This is a genomic window from Bradyrhizobium sp. (assembly GCF_019242285.1).
Classification (GTDB): Bacteria; Pseudomonadota; Alphaproteobacteria; order Rhizobiales; family Xanthobacteraceae; genus Bradyrhizobium.
On record NZ_JAFAVV010000590.1, the window covers coordinates 1 to 18,052 of the forward strand.

Here is an 18,052-nt window from a genome sequence, read left to right on the forward strand (position 1 = left end):
TTTCGGCAATTCCTGGAGCCACCCGATATTGGAGAACGTGCCGTCCCATATCGTCGGATCTGGGCGGAAGACGATGTCGAGACCCTCGCCGGGAGTTTCCGCAGATGGCTCGACCGTGCTCGGGGTCGTGACGTCCGCGCCTGCCGCCACGCCCTCGACGAAGCCATCATGGAGTGCCTGCCGCCAACGCGCGTCGAAGTCCGCGCCGAACGACATTGTCCACGTTTCTCGCACGGCTGCGTCAGCGGCCGGATCGATCTCGCCGAGCAGCATGGCCATGATTTGGTGAACACCGCGGACGTCGTAGAACGGCGTGATGGTCGGCTGTATGATCGACGCGGTACCATCGACGGCACGCGCATCGCTCCAGCTTTCCAGCATATGGGCCAGCGCAAGCTGCCACTCGCAGAGTTCCCCGGTCTCGTCACGCTGCAAGCCGAGATGCAGCGTTGATTGCACCTGCTTGAGGGCGTCCCGGAAGCCAAGACCGCCCGGTGCCGTGTAAGCCGGGTTGCAATCCAGAATCAGCAGTGTCTTCACCTTACCGGCCCGCATGTCACCGATCAGATCCCGAAGCGATCCGGCCTCCGCTGGGCCGGTGATCGGCTGAGAGAGCCTCAGAGCGCGGCCGAGACTCTTGAGCGCATCGTTGATGCGAGCGACCCAGATCGCCGTGCCGGCATCGCCGAACGGGCCAGAGGCGACAAGCGCCCTGCCCTGGGCCGCGCTGCATGTCTTGGCGGCTTTTTCAACCCAGCTCAGCTCAGTCGGCGTCAGCTCACCTGCCGCGGCGCCATCGATGCCGAGCCGGTTCGCCAAGGCCGCGGCGAGCGCCGCCATGCGGGAAGCGTTCGCAATCAATCTGGCACTGGCACTCGCAACCGCACCCGTCGCCGATGGTACGCTCTCGGCTGCGCGGAGAGAAATGCTCGGTCGACCCGAGGAGCGGCGCCTCGACGCGGCCCAGCCGCGCGCGTTGCGAATCTGGTTCGGGCCGGGTCCCAGGAAGTCGTCGTCGAAGCTGACGACAACGTCGCATTCGTCCAGCACATAGTGGAGATCGAGCGGCTGGCCGTAGGCTGCCGATGTCAACTTCCGCCGTGCCGTTTCGCCGGCGACATCGTGGAGATGTATTCGCATCTTCGGGAACTGCTTGCGGAGCGCATCAAGCTGACGCAGCAATGTCGGTGAGCTCGTTGGGCTCATGAGGACCCTCAGTCCCTCCCCTTCATTCGCGGTCCAACCGGTTCGAAGGGTGTTGATGGAGGCCACCACATCGTTCCAAGTAACAGGCTCACCATGCCGGCTCGGGCCTTGCGCCCGATCAGGATCGTAGAGCCCGAGGATAGCGGCCTGCATGAAGGCGTCGCTCCGGCCCTTCGTGACCGGGTGATCGGGATTTCCATCAAGTTTGATCGGTCGTCCGGAATAGGTGGTGGCGATGACCGGCTGGGCGTATCCCTCGAAGGTCACGGCTGTTGCGTAGTAGCGCGGCACGCCGACCGCTTCATTCTCGGGCTGATTCACATAAGGAAGCGCTGCGACGAAGGGGCTCTTCTCGCAACCGGCAAGACCGGCGAGAGCAAAGGAGGCTCCCATCAGCTTGAGGAATTGCCGGCGAGCGGTCGGAGCAAGCTCGGCCGCTGCTGGATATTCGGCGGCGACCCAGGCATGGAAGGCAGGATCGCCGGAGAGCTCGTCGATCCCCGACCAAAGTCGGGAGCCGCCGCTGTTCTCTTCGATTGGAGCTCGCTGCGATTCAACGCGCTTCATCGATGGCACACATAGCAATGGGTGAGTTCGCCGAAGCGAATGTTTTCATGCGCCGCAATCGCCTCACCCTCGGCCCGTGCATTGGCAGGCGGCTTCCAGCCCATGTCCGTAATGTGATCCCTGGGCCGCAAATTCGGCGCGGGATCGCGATGGCAATCGAGACAGAAATCCATGGTGAAGGGCTTCGCCCGATAGGTCAGCGCCATCTGGTCGATGCGACCGTGACAGCTCGCGCAACCGACACCCATGGCGATGTGAACGTCGTGCCGAAAGAACACGTAATCCGGCAGCCTTGCCACGCGCGTCCATTGGATCGGCTGGTTCTCGGCCAGACTTTGCCGGACCGGCTCGAGCATCGAGGCGTTCAACCAGATCTGGGAATGGCAGGTCATGCAGGTCTCCGTCGGCGGCAATCCGGCCTGCGGCGCCGTTTCCACCCCGCTGTGGCAATAGCGGCAGTCGATACCGAGCTCGCCCGCGTGGTGCCGATGGCTGAACGGAACCGGCTGCGATGGCCGAAAGTCCGTCGAGGTGACGTAGCTCGATCGCGCAAAGCCGACGATCCCGACAGTGCCGCCCGCCGTGATGGCAAGGCTTCCGAGCAGAAACAATCGCAGCCAGGTGTCGGCAGCAGGAGAGAATATCTGTGCCATCCCGGCCGACCCCGCGAGCGCTTCGGAACGAACAATCCCCGCACCGCGCTTTCGTTCCTAACTTGGAACTCTCGTGCGCAACGGGAATTGTCGAGACGCGCTCGAGGGCCCGATCATGAGTGACGAAGCAGGCTTCGACTATGAGCGGAGCGATATCAAAAGTGTCGCCATCGGATGGCTCGCGGCCGGTCTCGCGCTGTTCGTAATCGCAACGCCGTTGCTGATGCCGCTCATCTTCCCCCAGTCAATGCGGCACCAGACGCCGCCCGCTCCGCCGGCACTTGCGGCGGAGGCGCCTCGTCTTGAAATCACACCGAAAGAGGATCTGCAGCGCTTCACCCGCAGCGAGGCCCAATTGGTGAACGGCTATGGTTGGACCGACCATAGCCACGGCATCGTCCGCATCCCGGTCCGGCGGGCGATGGAGCTGCTCGCTCAACGAGGAGTGCCGGGATGGCCGTCGCCATGACGGTCATCAGGCGTTAGCCGGATCATCAGATGTGGCGCGACTGGGTTCCCTTCTGGCACCCCGGCGTCTCGCCTCACGGCGAGGAGGTCGATCTGCTGTTTGCGGGTCTGCTGCTCGCCAGCGCGCTCGTGCTGGGGCTGCTATTCTTCCTGCTGGCGCTGTTTTGCGTCCGGTACCGCGCCTCCAATACGATTGACCGCGGACATCGGGTCCGCAAGAGCTGGCATTGGGAAGTCGGCTGGACGGCGGCGTCGTTCGTCGGCTTCCTTGGCTTGTTCGTGTGGGGCGCCGGCATCTACTTCCAGATCTATCAAACGCCTTCCGACGAATTGTCGGTGTTCGTGGTTGCCAGGCAGTGGATGTGGAAGGTCCAGCACAACGGCGGTCAGTCCGAAATCAACGCGCTGCACATCCCCGTTGATCGCCCCATCCGCGTTGTAATGGCTTCGCAGGACGTCATTCACAGCTTCTTCATTCCGGCGCTGCGGCTGAAGCACGACGTCGTTCCGGGACGCTACCAGGATATCGAGATCACGGCGCATGTGCCGGGACACTATCATCTGTTCTGCGCGGAATATTGCGGCACCGAGCATTCCGGCATGACCGGCGAGATCGTCGTCATGGAGGCTGCGGATTATGCAGCGTGGCTTGCGCAGCAGATGCCGTCCAGTCCACTCGCACAGGAAGGCGGCGCGCTGTTTCGCGAACTCGGCTGCAGCGGCTGTCACGGCCATGGCAGCAAGGTACGCGCTCCACCACTGGAAGGGCTCTATGGCCGGCCGGTACCTCTGGCGGACGGAAGCTTCGTCACCGCCGACGAAAAATACATCCGCGACTCGATCTTGCTGCCGCGCAGCCAAATCGTGGCGAGCTACGAACCCGTCATGCCATCCTTCGAAGGCAAGGTGAGCGAGGATCAATTGCTGCGGCTTGTCGTCTACATCAAATCGCTCGGCGGACATTCGTCATGAATGAAGACAACTATCTCAACGCCGGCTTCAGCCTGCGATCCTGGTTCTTCACGACGGATCACAAACGTATCGCCATCCTGTATTTCGCGAGCCTCATTTTCTTCTTCTTCGTCGGCGGCGCGGCGGCGACCGCGATACGGATCGAGCTCGCCACTCCGCAGGCCGATCTCGTCAGCTCCGATATGTACAACCGCCTGTTCACGATGCATGGCATCATCATGGTGTGGTTCTTCCTCATTCCCTCCATTCCCAATACGCTGGGCAATTTCATGGTGCCGTTGATGATTGGCGCCCGCGACCTCGCGTTTCCGCGGCTCAACCTCCTCAGCTGGTATCTCTTCATGCTGGGCGGCGGCGTGACGCTGTTCGCGATTCTGGCCGGCGGCGTCGATACCGGTTGGACCTTCTACACTCCCTTCTCGACCCTGTACTCGAACAGCTACGTCACCGTGGCCGTGACGGGCGTATTCGTCTCCGGCTTTTCCTCGATCCTCACCGGGCTCAACTTCATCGTCACGATCCACCGGCTGCGGGCGCCCGGATTGACCTGGTACCGGCTGCCGCTATTCATCTGGTCGCTCTATGCGACATCCGTCATTCTGGTGCTGGCCACGCCCGTGCTTGCGATGACGCTGGTGCTGATCGCCGTCGAGCGGCTGCTTGGCGTCGGAATTTTTGACCCCAGGATCGGCGGCGATCCGCTGCTCTTCCAGCATCTATTCTGGTTCTATTCCCATCCAGCCGTCTACATCATGATCCTTCCGGGGATGGGCGTGATCAACGAGCTCGTTTCCTGCTTCTCGCGCAAGGCGGTGTTCGGCTACAAGTTCGTCGCCTGGGCGAGCCTTGCGATCGCGGCGATCGGCTTTCTGGTCTGGGGCCACCACATGTTCGTCGCCGGCCAGTCGCTGCTCGCCAGCCTCGTCTTTTCCTTCATGAGCTTCATCGTCGCGGTACCTTCCGCGATCAAGGTCTTCAACTGGACGGCAACGCTGCACAAGGGGTCAATCCATTTCGATGCGCCGATGCTGTACGCACTGGCCTTCATCGGCCTTTTCACGATCGGTGGCTTGACCGGACTGTTCCTGGCCTGCCTCGCTTTCGACGTCCATGCGACCGACACCTATTTCGTGGTCGCGCATTTCCACTACATCATGGTCGGCGGCATGGTGACTGCCTATTTCGGCGGCTTGCACTATTGGTGGCCGAAGATTACCGGCCGGCTCTATTCGGAATACTGGGCGCGAACCGCGGCCGTGCTGATCTTCTTCGGCTTCAACCTGACCTTCTTCCCGCAGTTTGTCCTCGGCGCCGAAGGCATGCCCCGCCGCTACCACGTCTATCCGCCCGAGTTTCAGGTCTGGAACGTGCTCTCGTCCGGCGGCGCCGTGATCCTCGCCGTCGCCTATCTGATGCCGATGTTCTATCTCGGCTACTCCCTTTTCTTCGGCCGGCGCGCTCCGGCCAACCCCTGGAACGCACCGGGGCTTGAATGGCAGACGCCATCTCCCCCGCCCGAATACAATTTCGACACGCAGCCCGTCGTGACGCGGCCTCCTTACCAATATTCGCCCGATTTCGAAGCGGAGCCGCAGAATGCCTGAAGCCAAAGCCTTTGCTTCACAATTCGTGTCCAGCCAGCATCGCGATGAGACCGCCGAGCTCGGCATGTGGGTCTTCATCGCCACGGAAGTCCTGTTGTTCGGCGGCCTGATCCTCGGCTATTTCGTCTACCGGCACGCCTACCCCGCTGCCTTTGCGGCCGCCAGCCGGCATACCGACATCGTCATCGGCGCGGCAAATACCGCCATCCTGCTCACCTCGAGCTTCCTCGTCGCCTGCGCCGTGGATGCCTTTTCGGCGGAGACACGGAAAATCTGCGTCGCGCTGTTGTCGGGCGCCATCGTGCTGGGATTGACCTTCGTCGTGCTCAAGTCGATCGAGTATTCGGATGAATATCGTGAACACCTCATACCCGGCATCGATTTCAATTTCGACGCGGCTCTCACCAACGGCGCCCAACTCTTCTTCGTGTTCTATTTTGTCGCGACCGCCCTCCACGCACTGCACATGCTGGTCGGTGTCGCTTTGCTGGCGGTGCTCGCCACGCTTACCTACCGATTGCCAAGCAGCCGTCATCGCGCCGCGCTGCACAGCGGCGCCCTTTATTGGCATTTCGTCGACGTGGTCTGGATATTCCTGTTTGCACTCATTTACCTGCCGGGAAGATCTTCATGACCGCATGGCGTCCGCCCCTTCCGCTCGTTGCGGCCTGGCTTGCCCTGATCGCTCTGCTGGGGCTCACCGTGATGCTGGCCTACGTGCCGCTTCACATGTTCAACGCCGTCGTTGCCCTCGCGATCGGCTGCCTCAAGGCTGCAATCGTTGCGGCCGTATTCATGGAGTTACGGCATCGTGGCCGGCGAACCTTCATCTTCGCCGGCGCGGGCCTGTTCTGGCTCGGCATTCTGCTCTGGCTCGGGCTGATGGACTTCCTGACGCGAACGTGAACCGCGGCAGTACACCACAGCCAACAGGTACTGCCGAAAGTTGCTGCTAAACGTTGATGATCGCGATGCCCAGATCGGGCCGCTTCTTCCGGCGAAGGTGCTCCACGCTCTCCGTGATCGTGACCTCCAGCGTGGGCTGGACCATGCCCGACAGAAAGTGGCCGCCGCGGAGCGTGCCATCGTGCAGACCGAGCACCGCGTGCAGATGAAGGCTGGCCCTTCCGTCGTCGCCTTGGGCGACGTCGCCGATCAGGCTGAGCACCTCGGATTGCTCTTTGACATCGATAGGCTTGTAGTTTTTCGTCGCGAGATCGAACCAGCCCACCTTCGCCTCCGAGAAAGCCCCAATGGCCGACACCGATGCTCCCGTGATTTCCTCACGGTCTGCAAAGTCGGTGATGGTCTTGAATGCTTCCTCACCTTGATCAAGGATCAAGACAAAGGTTCGCTCCGCGCCGTCGTTCATGGATTTCGACTTCATCACAATTCCCTGCGCACTCCCGGCTCACGGCGGCCAGGGCGCCGTGTCGTTAAGAACAAGAGGCCGGGAAGCTATTGTTTCTTGTTCTCTTTGCGGACGTCTTGCGCATCGGCAGTATCTTTTTCTTCCGCGTTGCGCTCTTCCGCCTTGCCCTCCAGCACCAGCCTATCGTCGCCGATGATCTGACCGACGGCCTGCTTGGTACGACCTCGGGCCTTCTCCTGCAATCGCGTCATGTGGGCCTCCGATGGGTACGGAAACCAACGAGGCGGATCGCGGATGTTTCCAGCCGGTCCTCGAGAACGCGGACTTTCTTCCGCCGGCCTGGTTCCTCGGCTTCACTCGAGGGAGATCGGAACCTCTCCGCCTTCGATGATCTCGGGGACCACGTCCTTGGAGAGGCGAACCGGAACGGATTTCGCCGCCGGAACCTTGCTGCCCTCGGCATAGTGCCATAACGGAATGAGGCCGTTGCACTCCGGATAGTAGCTCGCAATGCTCTTGCGAGGGATGTCGTAGGCTACGACCTGAAGCTCGCTCAACGTGCGCTCGACCCCGTCCTCCGCTGCCGTCGACAGCGTCACGGTGTCACCCGGCTTGAGCCCTTCCAGTTCCATATCGGCCGGGTTCATGAAAACGACATAGCGGCCGCCCTTGATGCCGCGGAAACGGTCGTCCTCATTATAGATCGTGGTGTTGAACTGTCCGTCGGCACGCATCGTCATCAGTTCATAGACGCCATTGCCTTCGCATAGGGGAGCGAATGTGGACTTTGGAACGGTGAAGTTGGCCTTGCCGTTTGGCGTCTTCCATTTTCGTTCGCGCGCCGCCAACGGCCGGGGAAATCCCCCGGGCTCGAACATCCGCCGATTAAAATCCTTGAACTGATCGGGATAGGTGCGTTCGATCGCGTCCCGGACCTGCGAATAATCGGCAACCCAGGCATCCCAATCGATGTTCGGATTGGACTTCAGTGTCGCCTTCGCAAGGCCGGCGATGATGGCCGGTTCGGACCGTGTATCTTCGCTTGTCGGCTTGCGCTGGCCACGCGAGCCGTGGATGCAGGCCGTCGAATCTTCCATCGATACCGCTTGCGCGCCGGTCGCCTGCTGATCGATTTCGATCCGGCCGAGGCACGGCAGGAGGTAAGTGACTTCGCCCGGCACGATATGGCTGCGATTGAGCTTGGTCGCGATCTGAACCGACAGCCGCAAGCCCGACCACCCCGGCTCCATCAACGACCGTTCGGGTATCGCGCGCAAGAAGTTTCCACCCAGGCTGACGAAACCCATCACATCGCCGCTCAGAATTGCCTTGCAGGCGTCCACGGTCGTCAGACCATCCCATCGCGGCGGCTCGAACCCGTAGAGTTCGGCAAGCTTGTCCAGGGGTACGAGCTTGGTCTTTTCCGAGATGCCGACCGTTCGCTGGCCCTGCACGTTGGAATGGCCGCGGATCGGCGAAATCCCGGCGCCTGGCTTGCCGATATTGCCGCGCAGGAGCAACAGGTTGACGATCATCTTCGCCGTTTCGACCCCGTGCTTGTGCTGAGTGACGCCCATGCCGTAGTTGGCGATCACGGCCTTCGCCGACATGTAGAGCTTGGCGGCATCAAGCATGGCGTCACGGCCGAGACCTGACGCCTTCTCGATCTCGCTCCAGTTCCGCTCGCGGCAGAATGCGGCGAAGTCCTCGAAGCCTGACGTATGTTGCTCGATGAAATCGACATCGAGGATGCGCGGACCTCCGTTTTCCTTGGCGAGATCATCCGCCGCGATCACACATTTGCAGATCCCGACGATCGCTGCGGCGTCGCCACCGACGCGGACCTGATGATATTGCGAACTGATGCGAGTGCCGCCCGCGATCATTTGAACCGGATTTTGCGGGTTGGTGAAGCGCTCCAGCCCGCGTTCACGTAGCGGGTTGAATGTAATGATCGGCACCCCGCGTTGGGCTGCCTCCTGCAACGGATGCAACATCCGCGGCGCATTGGTCGTCGTGTTATGTCCGAAAAAGAAGATACAGTCGGTGTGATCGAAGTCCTGCAACAGCACCGTGCCGACCGGGGATCCGATCACCTCGGGCAGAGCGACCGAAGTGGTCTCGTGGCACATGTTCGAGCTGTCGGGAAAGTTGCTGGTGCCGTACATGCGCCCAAACAGCTGATACATGTAACTGGCCTCGAGCGACGCACGGCCGGAGGTGTACATCACGACCGACCGGGGATCGAGTTTACTGAGCTCCGCTCCGATTTCCCGGAAAGCCTCGTCCCAGTCGACCGGGAGATACTTGTCGGTGGCGGGATCGTACCGCATCGGGGCGATCAGACGTCCCTGCTCCTCCAGTTGATGATCGGACCAGGTTCGCAGCTCGGTCAACGTGTGCTGCGCGAAGAACTCGGGCGTGACGGTCTTGCTCGTCACTTCCCATGCCGTCGCCTTGGCGCCATTTTCGCAGAACTCGAACGGGTGGGGCTTCGCCGGCTTGGCCCAGGAACAGCTCACGCACATAAAGCCACCGGGCTTGTTTTGCTTGAGCAGAATTCCGCTGCCCAGGATCGCGACTTCTTCCTGCGTCAGAATGTGAACGACGGCATTGAGCGATCCCCAACCGCCGGCGGGCGCATCATATTTTTCGACCTTTGCCTTTTGTCTCATGCCGGCGCCTTTTCGCTGCAAGCCCCGAGGGGAAAACCCGAGACGACGTCGCAGGTTCCTGCGGTCGGCTCCGGCGTCGCCCGGTTCGAACCGCGGAAAGCTGTGAGATCACGCTCGTCGGCCGCGCTCGCCCTTCGTCGTGACGCAAACGACGTTGGGCGAGGCCATCAAGGAGGCGGTCCGCTTGATCAGGGTTGACCCGTGCCGCCTGCGGAGCCGTAAATCTGACCCGTTGCGAAGCTGGCGTCCGCCGCCGCCAATTGGACGTAGATCGACGCGAGCTCCGCCGGCTGTCCCGGCCGCCCGAAGGAGGTCTGGCTGCCGAATTTCTCCAGCTTCTCCATCGTCGCTCCGCCCGAGACCTGAAGCGGCGTCCAGATCGGCCCTGGCGCAACGCCGTTCACACGGATGCCCCTGGGACCCAATTGCTTGGCGAGAGACTTCACATAGTTCATCGTTGCCGCCTTGGTCTGCGCATAATCGTAGAGATCGGGTGAAGGATCGTAGGCCTGCTCCGAGGCCGTAGCGACAATGACAGAGCCGGGCTTGAGGTGCGGCAGCGCGGCCTTGATGATCCAGAACGGCGCATAGACGTTCGTTTTCATGGTCGCATCGAAATCTTCGGTCGACAAATCGAGGATCGATTGACGCGCCTGCTGCCTGCCGGCGTTGCTGACAACAATATCCAATCCGCCAAGCCCTTCGACCGCCTTGCGCACAAGCTTCTCGCAGAACTTCTCATCTCTGATATCACCGGGCAAAGCGAGCCCCTTACGCTCCTCCGCCCTGATCAGCTCGATTACCTGCTGCGCATCAGGCTCCTCGCTCGGGAAATAGTTGATTGCCACGTCCGCTCCCTCGCGCGCAAATGCGATCGCCGCAGCCCTTCCCATGCCGGAGTCGCCGCCGGTAATCAGCGCCTTGCGACCGACGAGCCGGCCGGAACCACGGTAGGATTCCTCGCCGTGATCGGGTGCCGGATCCATCTTACTCGCCAGCCCAGGCCATGGTTGCGATTGCTTTTTGAAAGGCGGCTTCGGGTACTTTCCAGCGGGATCCACCAATGCTTCGATGGGCCCGTTTGCGCTTCGCGCAGCAAAGGCAGGTGTCAGCGAGGTGGCCGCCGCTGTTGCACCTGCACCGACCACGTTCCTGCGGGAATGCGTCTTGCTTGCCATCTATTTCTCCACTCGGTTTGAGTGAACTAACTCCTCAACGCGCCGAACGTTTCTATCGCCTTTCGTCCTTTGGGAACAACCGGGCCAGCAACCGGTTGCTTCTCCTGGCTCGCCTCGCTCGGCAGTCTCAACAGGAGCGTTGCAATGGACATCCGGGAACACATGGAAATCGTCGACTCCGAAGGCAAGCACGTCGGCGCGGTCGACAAGGTGGAAGGCGACCGCATCAAGCTGACCAAGACGGACAGCCCCGACGGCCAGCATCACTTCATCGAGACGAAACAGGTCGCCAGCGTCGAGGGCGGCAAGGTCAAGCTGTCACGGCAGGCGGCCTAGCGCTGTAGCCGAGAGAGAGAGTCGATCAACCGGCCGGGCTCGGCCAATTACTCATGGTCGTTGCACACTCCTACGAGACGATTTCGCACGCGGTGCATCTTTGCATCGATATGCAAAACATTTTCTCCTCGGCCGGCATCTGGCCCACGCCTTGGATGGACCGCGTCTTGCCCAGCATCGTTCGTCTCGTCGAGCACAACCCGGCGCGCACCATATTCACCCGCTTCATCACGCCGATGTCGTCCCATGACCGGCCAGGGCGCTGGCAGCGATACTTCACGCGTTGGGATTGCGCGACGCAGGCAAGGCTGCCACCAGGAGCCCTCGATCTGGTTTCGCCGCTCGCGCGGTTTGCCCCTCCTGCGACGGTCATTGACAAGCCCGGCTATTCCGCCTTTTTCTCGAGTGCGCTTCAATCCTTCCTGGCAGAAAAGAACATCAATACCCTTGTCATTTCGGGATCCGAGACGGACGTTTGCGTTCTCGCGACCGTGCTGGAAGCCGTCGATCGCGGATATCGTGTCATCGTCGTCGAAGACGGGCTTTGCAGCTCGTCTGACCTGGGGCACGATGCCCTGATGACCCTCTATAGAGCGCGCTTCACCGATCAAATCGAGTTGCTCGCGCTCGAGGCGGTTCTTGACCTCTGGCGAGCAGCTTGCTGATGCGACGCTAACGGCGCGCAATTCGATTCACGGATGAATTCGTTCGAAGCGGCTATTTGGGTCTTGGATCAAGCAGCCCCTTGTCCGCACTCTCCAGCCTGCCCTTGCGTGCGAGCTCAACCGCGTTACCGAGCGTTCGCGCCACATTCAGCACCTCCTCGTGGAAGGCCTTGTCTTCGTCGAAATCGTCATGGGACGTGGCATAAGGTTTCATATAGCCGATATAACCGTCGCACTCGGCCATGCTGCCGGGGGATATCAGCTTCATGTCCGTCAACCAGTCCGCGAGCAACCGACGAAGCGTCTCTGCGCCAATGCTGTCGCCGTGAACGACGAGGCCGAAGTGGCGGCCTGCCAAGTGACGCGGATAGGCCCAACCTTTGAGTTCGAGGTCCTTTGCCTCGTTCGCGGCCTTGCCGTGAGTTGAAGAGGGATCGGGATTTCCACCGTCTGCACACACCATTCGGTCGATCATGGCTTTCAGACCTGTCGGGGCGTGATACCAATTGACAGGCGTGATGATCATGATGCCATGCGCAGCGACCCACAGCGGATAGATTTCATTCATCCAATCGTCGGTCTGTCCGAGCGAATAGTTCGGATAGCAGCTACACGGCCAATGGCAAAGCGGCATCGAGGTCGAGACACAGGCCTTGCATGGGTGTATCTGCTTGCCAAACTCAGACGTCAACCGCGACAAGTCGAGAACGTCGACGTTGAACCCCATCCCGGAAAGACAAGATCGTGCGGATTCCACCATACGCCAGGTCTTGGACATTTCGCCGGGACATGTGTGCTCGCTGCGCGACGATCCATTGATGACGAGCACACGAGGTATGGCGTGGGGATCATCGTGACTTTGCTGCGCCTTGTCGATCGCATCACGCGCCGCCAGCCAATCGACCGAAACGTCGTAATCGGGGTCCGCAAAGCCTTCACCGGCCCTGCGCGTGACCGGCGATTTGCGTGCGTTAGCGTAAGCGTCCCATGCCACGGCAATAAGCGCGTCCAGTTCTCTTCGCAGCGATTGAAAGGCCGGATCCTTGTAACGGCTGCGGTATCGCCGCTCGAATTCTCGACGGCTCAATTTGACGGGTGGCATACCTTTGCGAACCGACGGTTGAGCCATGACACTCCTCGGAAATGGACTTGAACCCTCAACCTGCTCGTCAAAAACAAAGTTCCAACGGAAATGGCGACTGAAGCCGCCTCTCGAGAGCCTCTGGAATGGCCGCCGCCCATTCGCACGCCCACATTCCGCTTTTTTCGGCGGCGTTGATGCTCCGCGCCTTGCTGATGCGCCTTATGGGACGATCTCGGCGAGTTCGATCAGGTTGCCGGACGGGTCCGCGAAGAAGGCGAGCTTGCGGCTGATGGCGTCGAGTTTGAACGGCTCGGTCACGATCTTGACACCGCGGGCTCTGAGGTCGGCGACGGCGTTCTCGATGTCCGGCACGTTGATGCAGAAGTGGTGATAGCCGGCGTGGCGGAGGCTGTCGCCAAGGTCGGAATACCCGGGGGCGTCGATCGGCAGAGGATCGCCGCCGCCCAGCAGCTCGACCATGAATGCGTCATCGTTCGGAGGGGCGATGTAGGCGAGTTGTTCATCGGCGTAGGGCCATTCGTGTACGACCCTGAAGTCGAGCTTTTCGACATACCAGTTCTTCGCCTCGTCGAGGTCTTTCACGCCCACGCCCACATGGTGGCCTCGCCAGCCCGCGAAGGGCGAATCAGTTTTCCTGGGAGGGAGTTTGAAGTCGCTCACGATCGTTCTCCCTGTTCCGGCGGCCGGACAACCCGGCCCTTCAAGATCAGTACGCCGCAAATGGTAACTCGCTAAATGGACGATTTGGAGTCGCCTGGGACTTCATGGCGCCACGGCGAAAACAACAGTGCCCATCATCAACGGCCGTGGCGCTGGCCCACGCCGGCCATCGGCTGGCCAGGCGCCTTGCGCCACACTTCGCCGAACGCCTGCAGCGTCGTCTCGATATCCGCCGGCGAAATGTGCCGGTGTGTGACGAAGCGGAGCTGCATCGGCCCGCCGGGCGCGACGCGCACATCCAGGCGCTGCAGCGCAGCCGACCACATCTCGGCCGGCCAGCCGCTTCCAGTCGTGTCGACGCGCACGATATTGGTCTCGATGGACTCCGGATCGACGAGGCCGGATGACAGGCGATGCAGGCCGTCCGCGAGCTGTTTCGCCGTGCGATGGTCGTCGGCCAGACGCTCGACCATGCTGTCCAGCGCGACGATGCCGGCGGCTGCGAGCATGCCAGCCTGGCGCAGATTGCCGCCGAGCATGCGGCGGAAGCTGCGCGCGCGGGCGATGAAGTCGCTGGTGCCGCAGAGCAGCGAGCCGACCGGCGCACTCAGTCCCTTCGAGACGCAGAAGGTCACGCTGTCGCTGTGGCGCGCAATCTGCTCGGCCGGCACGCCGAGCGCAACTGCGGCGTTGAACAGCCGTGCGCCATCGGTGTGCACGGGAATGCCGTGCTGCCGGCCGAGCGCATGGACCTCGGCCATGTGATCGAGCGGCAGCACCGTGCCGCCTGCGCCGTTATGCGTGGTCTCCATCTCGATCAGGGCGGTCGCCAGCTTGTTGGGCTTTAGTTGCGCGGCGATCGTTTCGGTGAGAACACCGAGATCCATCGCCCCGCGTTCACCGCGGATGGTGCGGTGGAACAGGCCGGCGACCTGGGCGATGGCGCCCATCTCGCTCTTGAGGATGTGCGAGCTGTCCTCGAGCAGCACCTCGCCGCCGCGCCCGGTATGGGCCATCAGCGCGACGAGGTTGCCCATCGTGCCTGATGGCACGAACATCGCCGCCTCCTTGCCGGTCCGCGCGGCGGCGAGGGTTTCGAGCTCGCGCACGGTCGGGTCGCCGTCGCGCGAATCGTCGCCGAGGCGCGCCGCGCGCATGGCATCGCGCATTTCATCCGTGGGCTGGGTGACGGTGTCGCTGCGAAGGTCGATCATGTCTCACATCATCCCAAGTTCGTGACGGCGAAGCAGCCGGTAGACCAGCGCCACCGGCAGCACGGTGAAAACGATCAGCACGGTCGCGGCGGCCGAGGCGATGCCGGCGCCCGTGCCCTCGAGCGCCTGGAACATCACGACGGTCATCGTCGCCCACGGGCCGCTGTAGAGCACGACGGTGGAGGAGAGCTCCGAGGCGACCGTGACCCAGGTCAGCACCATGCCGCCGATCACGCCGCCCATCATCAGCGGCACAGTCAGGCGCACGAACGTCATCGGCGGTGAGACGCCGAGATTGATCGATGCCTCCTCGAGGCTCGGATCGATCTGATACAGGATGGCGGCCGAGGCGCGCACGTTGAACGGGATTTTTCGCACCACCCAGGCAAGGACCAGGATCAGCCAGCCGCCGGTCAGCACCAGCCCGCCACTGTTGAAGGAGATGATCAGGCCGATGGCCAGCACCGTTCCCGCGACGGCAAAAGGCGTCATGGCGAGGACGTCGAGCAGGTCCGAGACTCGCGAGCGAAAGCGGGTGATGGCGAAGCCGATGGGGACGCCGATCACCGCGGCCGTCACGGCGGCCGCGGTGGACAGGCTGAGCGTATTGATCAGCGGCCGCCAGGACTGACCGAACAGATCGCGGAAATTGTTCAGGCTCGGGCTGGACTGCATCACCGGGCCGCGGAACTCCATCAAGGAGATCACGATGATGGCGAAGAACGGCACGAGCGATATCAGCACCACGCCCCATGAATAGGCGCAAGCCAGCCGTCGCAGCCAGGGTTTCACCACGAGTTCGGGCGGCGGGCGGCGCGTCGCGGTCGAGAAGCGGCGGCGGCCGAGATAGTGACGCTGGATGAGCAGTGCGATCGCGGTGCAGACGATCAGCAGCACACCGAGCACGCCGGCCGAAGCGGGGTTGCCGGTCTCGCCGACGAACAGCTTGTAGGCCTCGACCGCAAGGACCGGCTTGTCCTCGGCCAGCACGAAGGGCACACCGAAACTCTCGATCACCTCGATGAAGACCAACAGGCCACCGGCCAGCACCGCCGGCATGACGATCGGCAGCGTCACGGTGCGGAAGGTGCGCCAGCGCGAGGCGCCAAGATTCTGCCCGGCTTCCTCGACCGAGACGTCGACCGCCTTGAATGCTGCCAGCGTCGGAAAGACCGCGAACGGGAACAGCGTCATGGCGAAGACGATGGTCATCCCCGTCACGCCGTAGATCGAGCTGAAGGGGACGCCGATGTCGCGCAGCAGGCGCGTGACGATGCCGGCGCGGCCGAGCAGCAGCACGAGCGCATAGGCCGCGACAAAGGACGGCAGCACGAGCGGCAGGGACGCCAGCGCCAGCAGCGCCGATTTCCCCGGGATCGGCAGGCGGGCGAGGCAAAAGGCCAGCGGCACGCCGATCGCGATGGTCAATAATGTCGACAGGATGCCGAGGATCAGGCTGTTGCCCAGGCTGCCGAGATAGAAGCTGCTCGACAGGATGCGGACGTAGTTTGCAAGGGTCAAAACCTTGCCCGTGCGGTCGAGGAAGCTCGCACCGAACACATTGAGCAGCGGATACAGCAGGAAGAGCCCGAGAAAGGCGAAGGCCAGGATCGCGATAGCCAGCGGGAAGCTGTCGCGGCGGGAGATGGCGATCATTCGCGAAACACCGTGACGCGGCGCGGATCGTAGGCGGCGGCGATGCGACCGCGCGCCTTCAGCTGGTCGGGCAGCAGATCGAGACCGGCGACGCGCAGCATGGCGCCGTCGCCGATATCGAGCTCGATCCGGCTGATGGCGCCGAGGAACTCGACCGCTCCAAGATCCGCCTCGACCACGCTCCAGCCGGGCGGCGGCGCTTCGCCGGTGTCGAGCAGGCGAATGGTCTCGGGCCGCAGCGAGAAGCTGACGCTCTCGCCGTCGCGGGCATTACCGATGGCACGGAACTCCCGTTGTCCGACACGGATCCGCAGCGCCTCGCCGTCACGTCCGGCGATCGTGCCCGTGAGCAGGTTGGTGGTCCCCATGAACTCGGCGACGAACGGTGTCGCCGGCGCGCGGTAGATATCCTGCGCCCGCGCGACCTGCTCGAGCTTGCCGGCGCGCATCACGGCGACTCGGTCGGACATCGCGAGCGCTTCCTCCTGGTCGTGCGTGACGTAGATGGCCGTGATCTTCAATTGCTGCTGCAGCTGGCGGATCTCGGCGCGCATCTCCACGCGCAGCTTGGCGTCGAGATTGGAGAGCGGCTCGTCGAGCAGCAGCACTTCGGGCTCGATGACCAGGCAGCGGGCGATGGCGACGCGCTGCAGTTGACCGCCCGAGAGCTGGTGCGGCCAGCGCGCACCGTAACCGTCGAGATGCACGAGGCGCAGCGCGCGGGCGATGCGCACCTTCATCTCCTCCTCCGCCACGCCGCGCGCCCTGAGGCCGTAGGCCACGTTGCCGCCAACGGTGAGATTGGGGAAGATGGCGTAGTTCTGGAACACCATGGCGGTGTTGCGGCGATGCGGCGGCAGCGTGTCGATGCGCTTGTTGCCGAAGCGGATCTGGCCCGCCGTGAGATCGGCGAAGCCGGCGATCATGCGCAACAGCGTGGTCTTGCCGCAACCCGAAGGCCCGAGCAGGGTGAAGAACTCGCCATGCTCGACTTCCAGCGACACGTCGTCGACGGCACGCACCGTTCCGTATGATCGCGATACGCGGTCGATCGAAATGGCCGTCAAGACGCTCCCCCGAACCCAATCCTTATCCGGACACCCGTTCAGCCACCCGGCGCGGCAACGCCCATCATCGGGTCCGCTGGATCACGTCCTTGATGCGATCCATCGTCTCGCCCCGCTTTGCGGTCCAAGCCTCCTCGTCATATTTCACGAGCTTGATGTCGGAGAGTTTCGGCATCTTGCCCGGCAGGTTGGGCAGATCGAGATCCTGGCGGGCCGGCCTGCGGAACGTCTCCTTGAGAATCATCTCGCGAACGTCCTTGCGGTTGATGTAGTCGACGAACTGGCGCGCGCCTGCCGTGTTCGGGCCACCCTTGATGATGGCGACGCCTTCCATCTGGGCAATGGTGCCATCAGCCGGATAGATCACCTTGACGGGTGCGCCATTGGAAGACCACTGATAACCCGCATATTCCAGCGATATGCCGAGTGCGAACTCGCCATTGCCGACTCCCTGAAAGACGAGGCTCGAGCGGTTCAGCACCTTGGTGTTGGCGAGCAGGCTCGCGACCTTGTCCCAGCCGCCCCATAGCTGCGCCAGCATCGTGAGGTTCGAATACGCGGAGCCCGAATTGGCCGGATCCGTGAAGGCGATCTTGCCCTTCCATTTCGGATCTGCGAGGTCGGCCCAGCTCTTCGGGCCGGCGCCTTCCGGAA

At 62.4% G+C, this 18,052-nt stretch carries 19 protein-coding genes; 7 read left to right on the top strand and 12 right to left on the bottom strand.

Annotated features, from left to right (window positions below; all coding sequences use genetic code 11):
• Both JOY90_RS24065 and JOY90_RS24070 read right to left on the bottom strand, forming a co-directional pair.
• A partial coding sequence (locus JOY90_RS24065; RefSeq protein WP_291693608.1) for a TAT-variant-translocated molybdopterin oxidoreductase occupies window positions 1-1,773 on the bottom strand: 1,773 nt, incomplete at its 3' end.
• Entirely contained in the window at window positions 1,770-2,426 is a 657-nt protein-coding gene (locus JOY90_RS24070; protein WP_291693609.1) for a cytochrome c3 family protein, read from the bottom strand. The genes JOY90_RS24065 and JOY90_RS24070, both read right to left, overlap by 4 nt.
• 115 nt (window positions 2,427-2,541) lie before the next feature.
• Between JOY90_RS24070 and JOY90_RS24075 the strand changes: the two genes are divergently transcribed.
• The 5 genes from JOY90_RS24075 to JOY90_RS24095 are packed head-to-tail and all read left to right on the top strand — an operon-like array spanning window position 2,542 to window position 6,376.
• Window positions 2,542-2,895, top strand: a complete 354-nt coding sequence (locus JOY90_RS24075; protein ID WP_291693610.1) for a hypothetical protein — start codon at window positions 2,542-2,544, stop codon at window positions 2,893-2,895.
• A 29-nt stretch (window positions 2,896-2,924) separates the two neighbouring features.
• The gene (gene coxB / locus JOY90_RS24080; RefSeq protein WP_291693611.1) at window positions 2,925-3,866 is read left to right on the top strand and encodes a cytochrome c oxidase subunit II; all 942 of its coding nucleotides are present in this window, start codon (window positions 2,925-2,927) and stop codon (window positions 3,864-3,866) included.
• Window positions 3,863-5,470 carry a cytochrome c oxidase subunit I gene (gene ctaD / locus JOY90_RS24085; protein WP_291693612.1) on the top strand — a complete coding sequence of 536 codons (1,608 nt, stop codon included), beginning with the start codon at window positions 3,863-3,865 and terminating at the stop codon, window positions 5,468-5,470. Before coxB ends, ctaD begins: the two co-directional genes overlap by 4 nt.
• Window positions 5,463-6,104 (top strand): cytochrome c oxidase subunit 3, encoded by a 642-nt coding sequence (locus tag JOY90_RS24090; protein WP_291693613.1) that lies wholly within the window; start codon window positions 5,463-5,465, stop codon window positions 6,102-6,104. Before ctaD ends, JOY90_RS24090 begins: the two co-directional genes overlap by 8 nt.
• Window positions 6,101-6,376 carry a cytochrome C oxidase subunit IV family protein gene (locus JOY90_RS24095; protein ID WP_291693614.1) on the top strand — a complete coding sequence of 92 codons (276 nt, stop codon included), beginning with the start codon at window positions 6,101-6,103 and terminating at the stop codon, window positions 6,374-6,376. Before JOY90_RS24090 ends, JOY90_RS24095 begins: the two co-directional genes overlap by 4 nt.
• A gap of 46 nt (window positions 6,377-6,422) precedes the next feature.
• Here the strand turns inward: JOY90_RS24095 and JOY90_RS24100 are convergent, their stop codons facing one another.
• The 4 genes from JOY90_RS24100 to JOY90_RS24115 all read right to left on the bottom strand — a co-directional run bounded on the left by JOY90_RS24100 (window position 6,423) and on the right by JOY90_RS24115 (window position 10,695).
• Window positions 6,423-6,857, bottom strand: coding sequence for a PPC domain-containing DNA-binding protein (locus tag JOY90_RS24100; RefSeq protein WP_291693615.1), 435 nt, complete (start codon window positions 6,855-6,857; stop codon window positions 6,423-6,425).
• Between the two features lie 71 nt (window positions 6,858-6,928).
• The gene (locus JOY90_RS24105) at window positions 6,929-7,093 is read right to left on the bottom strand and encodes a CsbD family protein (protein ID WP_291693616.1); all 165 of its coding nucleotides are present in this window, start codon (window positions 7,091-7,093) and stop codon (window positions 6,929-6,931) included.
• A gap of 102 nt (window positions 7,094-7,195) precedes the next feature.
• Window positions 7,196-9,517, bottom strand: a complete 2,322-nt coding sequence (locus JOY90_RS24110) for an FdhF/YdeP family oxidoreductase (RefSeq protein ID WP_291693617.1) — start codon at window positions 9,515-9,517, stop codon at window positions 7,196-7,198.
• Window positions 9,518-9,705: 188 nt separating this feature from the next.
• Complete coding sequence (locus tag JOY90_RS24115) at window positions 9,706-10,695, bottom strand: SDR family oxidoreductase (protein ID WP_291693618.1); 990 nt, start codon at window positions 10,693-10,695, stop codon at window positions 9,706-9,708.
• 144 nt (window positions 10,696-10,839) lie between these two features.
• On the opposite strand from JOY90_RS24115, the gene JOY90_RS24120 reads away from it, so the two are divergent.
• Both JOY90_RS24120 and JOY90_RS24125 read left to right on the top strand, forming a co-directional pair.
• Window positions 10,840-11,031 (top strand): DUF2171 domain-containing protein, encoded by a 192-nt coding sequence (locus JOY90_RS24120; RefSeq protein WP_291693619.1) that lies wholly within the window; start codon window positions 10,840-10,842, stop codon window positions 11,029-11,031.
• Window positions 11,032-11,084: 53 nt separating this feature from the next.
• Window positions 11,085-11,696, top strand: coding sequence for a cysteine hydrolase family protein (locus JOY90_RS24125; protein WP_291693620.1), 612 nt, complete (start codon window positions 11,085-11,087; stop codon window positions 11,694-11,696).
• A gap of 52 nt (window positions 11,697-11,748) precedes the next feature.
• On the opposite strand, the gene JOY90_RS24130 is transcribed toward JOY90_RS24125, so the two are convergent.
• From JOY90_RS24130 to JOY90_RS24155, 6 genes are all read right to left on the bottom strand, one after another.
• Window positions 11,749-12,825 (bottom strand): flavodoxin family protein, encoded by a 1,077-nt coding sequence (locus tag JOY90_RS24130; protein WP_291693621.1) that lies wholly within the window; start codon window positions 12,823-12,825, stop codon window positions 11,749-11,751.
• Window positions 12,826-12,999: 174 nt separating this feature from the next.
• On the bottom strand, window positions 13,000-13,461 hold the full coding sequence (locus JOY90_RS24135) for a VOC family protein (protein ID WP_291693622.1): 462 nt from the start codon (window positions 13,459-13,461) through the stop codon (window positions 13,000-13,002).
• A 137-nt stretch (window positions 13,462-13,598) separates the two neighbouring features.
• Entirely contained in the window at window positions 13,599-14,675 is a 1,077-nt protein-coding gene (locus JOY90_RS24140) for a GntG family PLP-dependent aldolase (protein WP_291693623.1), read from the bottom strand.
• Between the two features lie 3 nt (window positions 14,676-14,678).
• Window positions 14,679-16,331 (bottom strand): iron ABC transporter permease, encoded by a 1,653-nt coding sequence (locus JOY90_RS24145; RefSeq protein WP_291693624.1) that lies wholly within the window; start codon window positions 16,329-16,331, stop codon window positions 14,679-14,681.
• Window positions 16,328-17,398, bottom strand: a complete 1,071-nt coding sequence (locus JOY90_RS24150; RefSeq protein ID WP_291693625.1) for an ABC transporter ATP-binding protein — start codon at window positions 17,396-17,398, stop codon at window positions 16,328-16,330. The genes JOY90_RS24145 and JOY90_RS24150 overlap by 4 nt, the downstream gene beginning before the upstream one ends.
• A gap of 64 nt (window positions 17,399-17,462) precedes the next feature.
• Window positions 17,463-18,052 (bottom strand): extracellular solute-binding protein (locus JOY90_RS24155; RefSeq protein WP_291693626.1); only part of this gene is annotated, 590 nt, incomplete at its 5' end.

Bases quoted from the DNA above. Each gene is read 5' to 3' on its own strand.
- JOY90_RS24070 (WP_291693609.1), bottom strand. From the start codon at position 2,426: ATGGCACAGATATTCTCTCCTGCTGCCGACACCTGGCTGCGATTGTTT.
- JOY90_RS24075 (WP_291693610.1), top strand. From the start codon at position 2,542: ATGAGTGACGAAGCAGGCTTCGACTATGAGCGGAGCGATATCAAAAGT.
- coxB (WP_291693611.1), top strand. From the start codon at position 2,925: ATGTGGCGCGACTGGGTTCCCTTCTGGCACCCCGGCGTCTCGCCTCAC.
- ctaD (WP_291693612.1), top strand. From the start codon at position 3,863: ATGAATGAAGACAACTATCTCAACGCCGGCTTCAGCCTGCGATCCTGG.
- JOY90_RS24090 (WP_291693613.1), top strand. From the start codon at position 5,463: ATGCCTGAAGCCAAAGCCTTTGCTTCACAATTCGTGTCCAGCCAGCAT.
- JOY90_RS24095 (WP_291693614.1), top strand. From the start codon at position 6,101: ATGACCGCATGGCGTCCGCCCCTTCCGCTCGTTGCGGCCTGGCTTGCC.
- JOY90_RS24100 (WP_291693615.1), bottom strand. From the start codon at position 6,857: ATGAAGTCGAAATCCATGAACGACGGCGCGGAGCGAACCTTTGTCTTG.
- JOY90_RS24105 (WP_291693616.1), bottom strand. From the start codon at position 7,093: ATGACGCGATTGCAGGAGAAGGCCCGAGGTCGTACCAAGCAGGCCGTC.
- JOY90_RS24110 (WP_291693617.1), bottom strand. From the start codon at position 9,517: ATGAGACAAAAGGCAAAGGTCGAAAAATATGATGCGCCCGCCGGCGGT.
- JOY90_RS24115 (WP_291693618.1), bottom strand. From the start codon at position 10,695: ATGGCAAGCAAGACGCATTCCCGCAGGAACGTGGTCGGTGCAGGTGCA.
- JOY90_RS24120 (WP_291693619.1), top strand. From the start codon at position 10,840: ATGGACATCCGGGAACACATGGAAATCGTCGACTCCGAAGGCAAGCAC.
- JOY90_RS24125 (WP_291693620.1), top strand. From the start codon at position 11,085: ATGGTCGTTGCACACTCCTACGAGACGATTTCGCACGCGGTGCATCTT.
- JOY90_RS24130 (WP_291693621.1), bottom strand. From the start codon at position 12,825: ATGGCTCAACCGTCGGTTCGCAAAGGTATGCCACCCGTCAAATTGAGC.
- JOY90_RS24140 (WP_291693623.1), bottom strand. From the start codon at position 14,675: ATGATCGACCTTCGCAGCGACACCGTCACCCAGCCCACGGATGAAATG.
- JOY90_RS24145 (WP_291693624.1), bottom strand. From the start codon at position 16,331: ATGATCGCCATCTCCCGCCGCGACAGCTTCCCGCTGGCTATCGCGATC.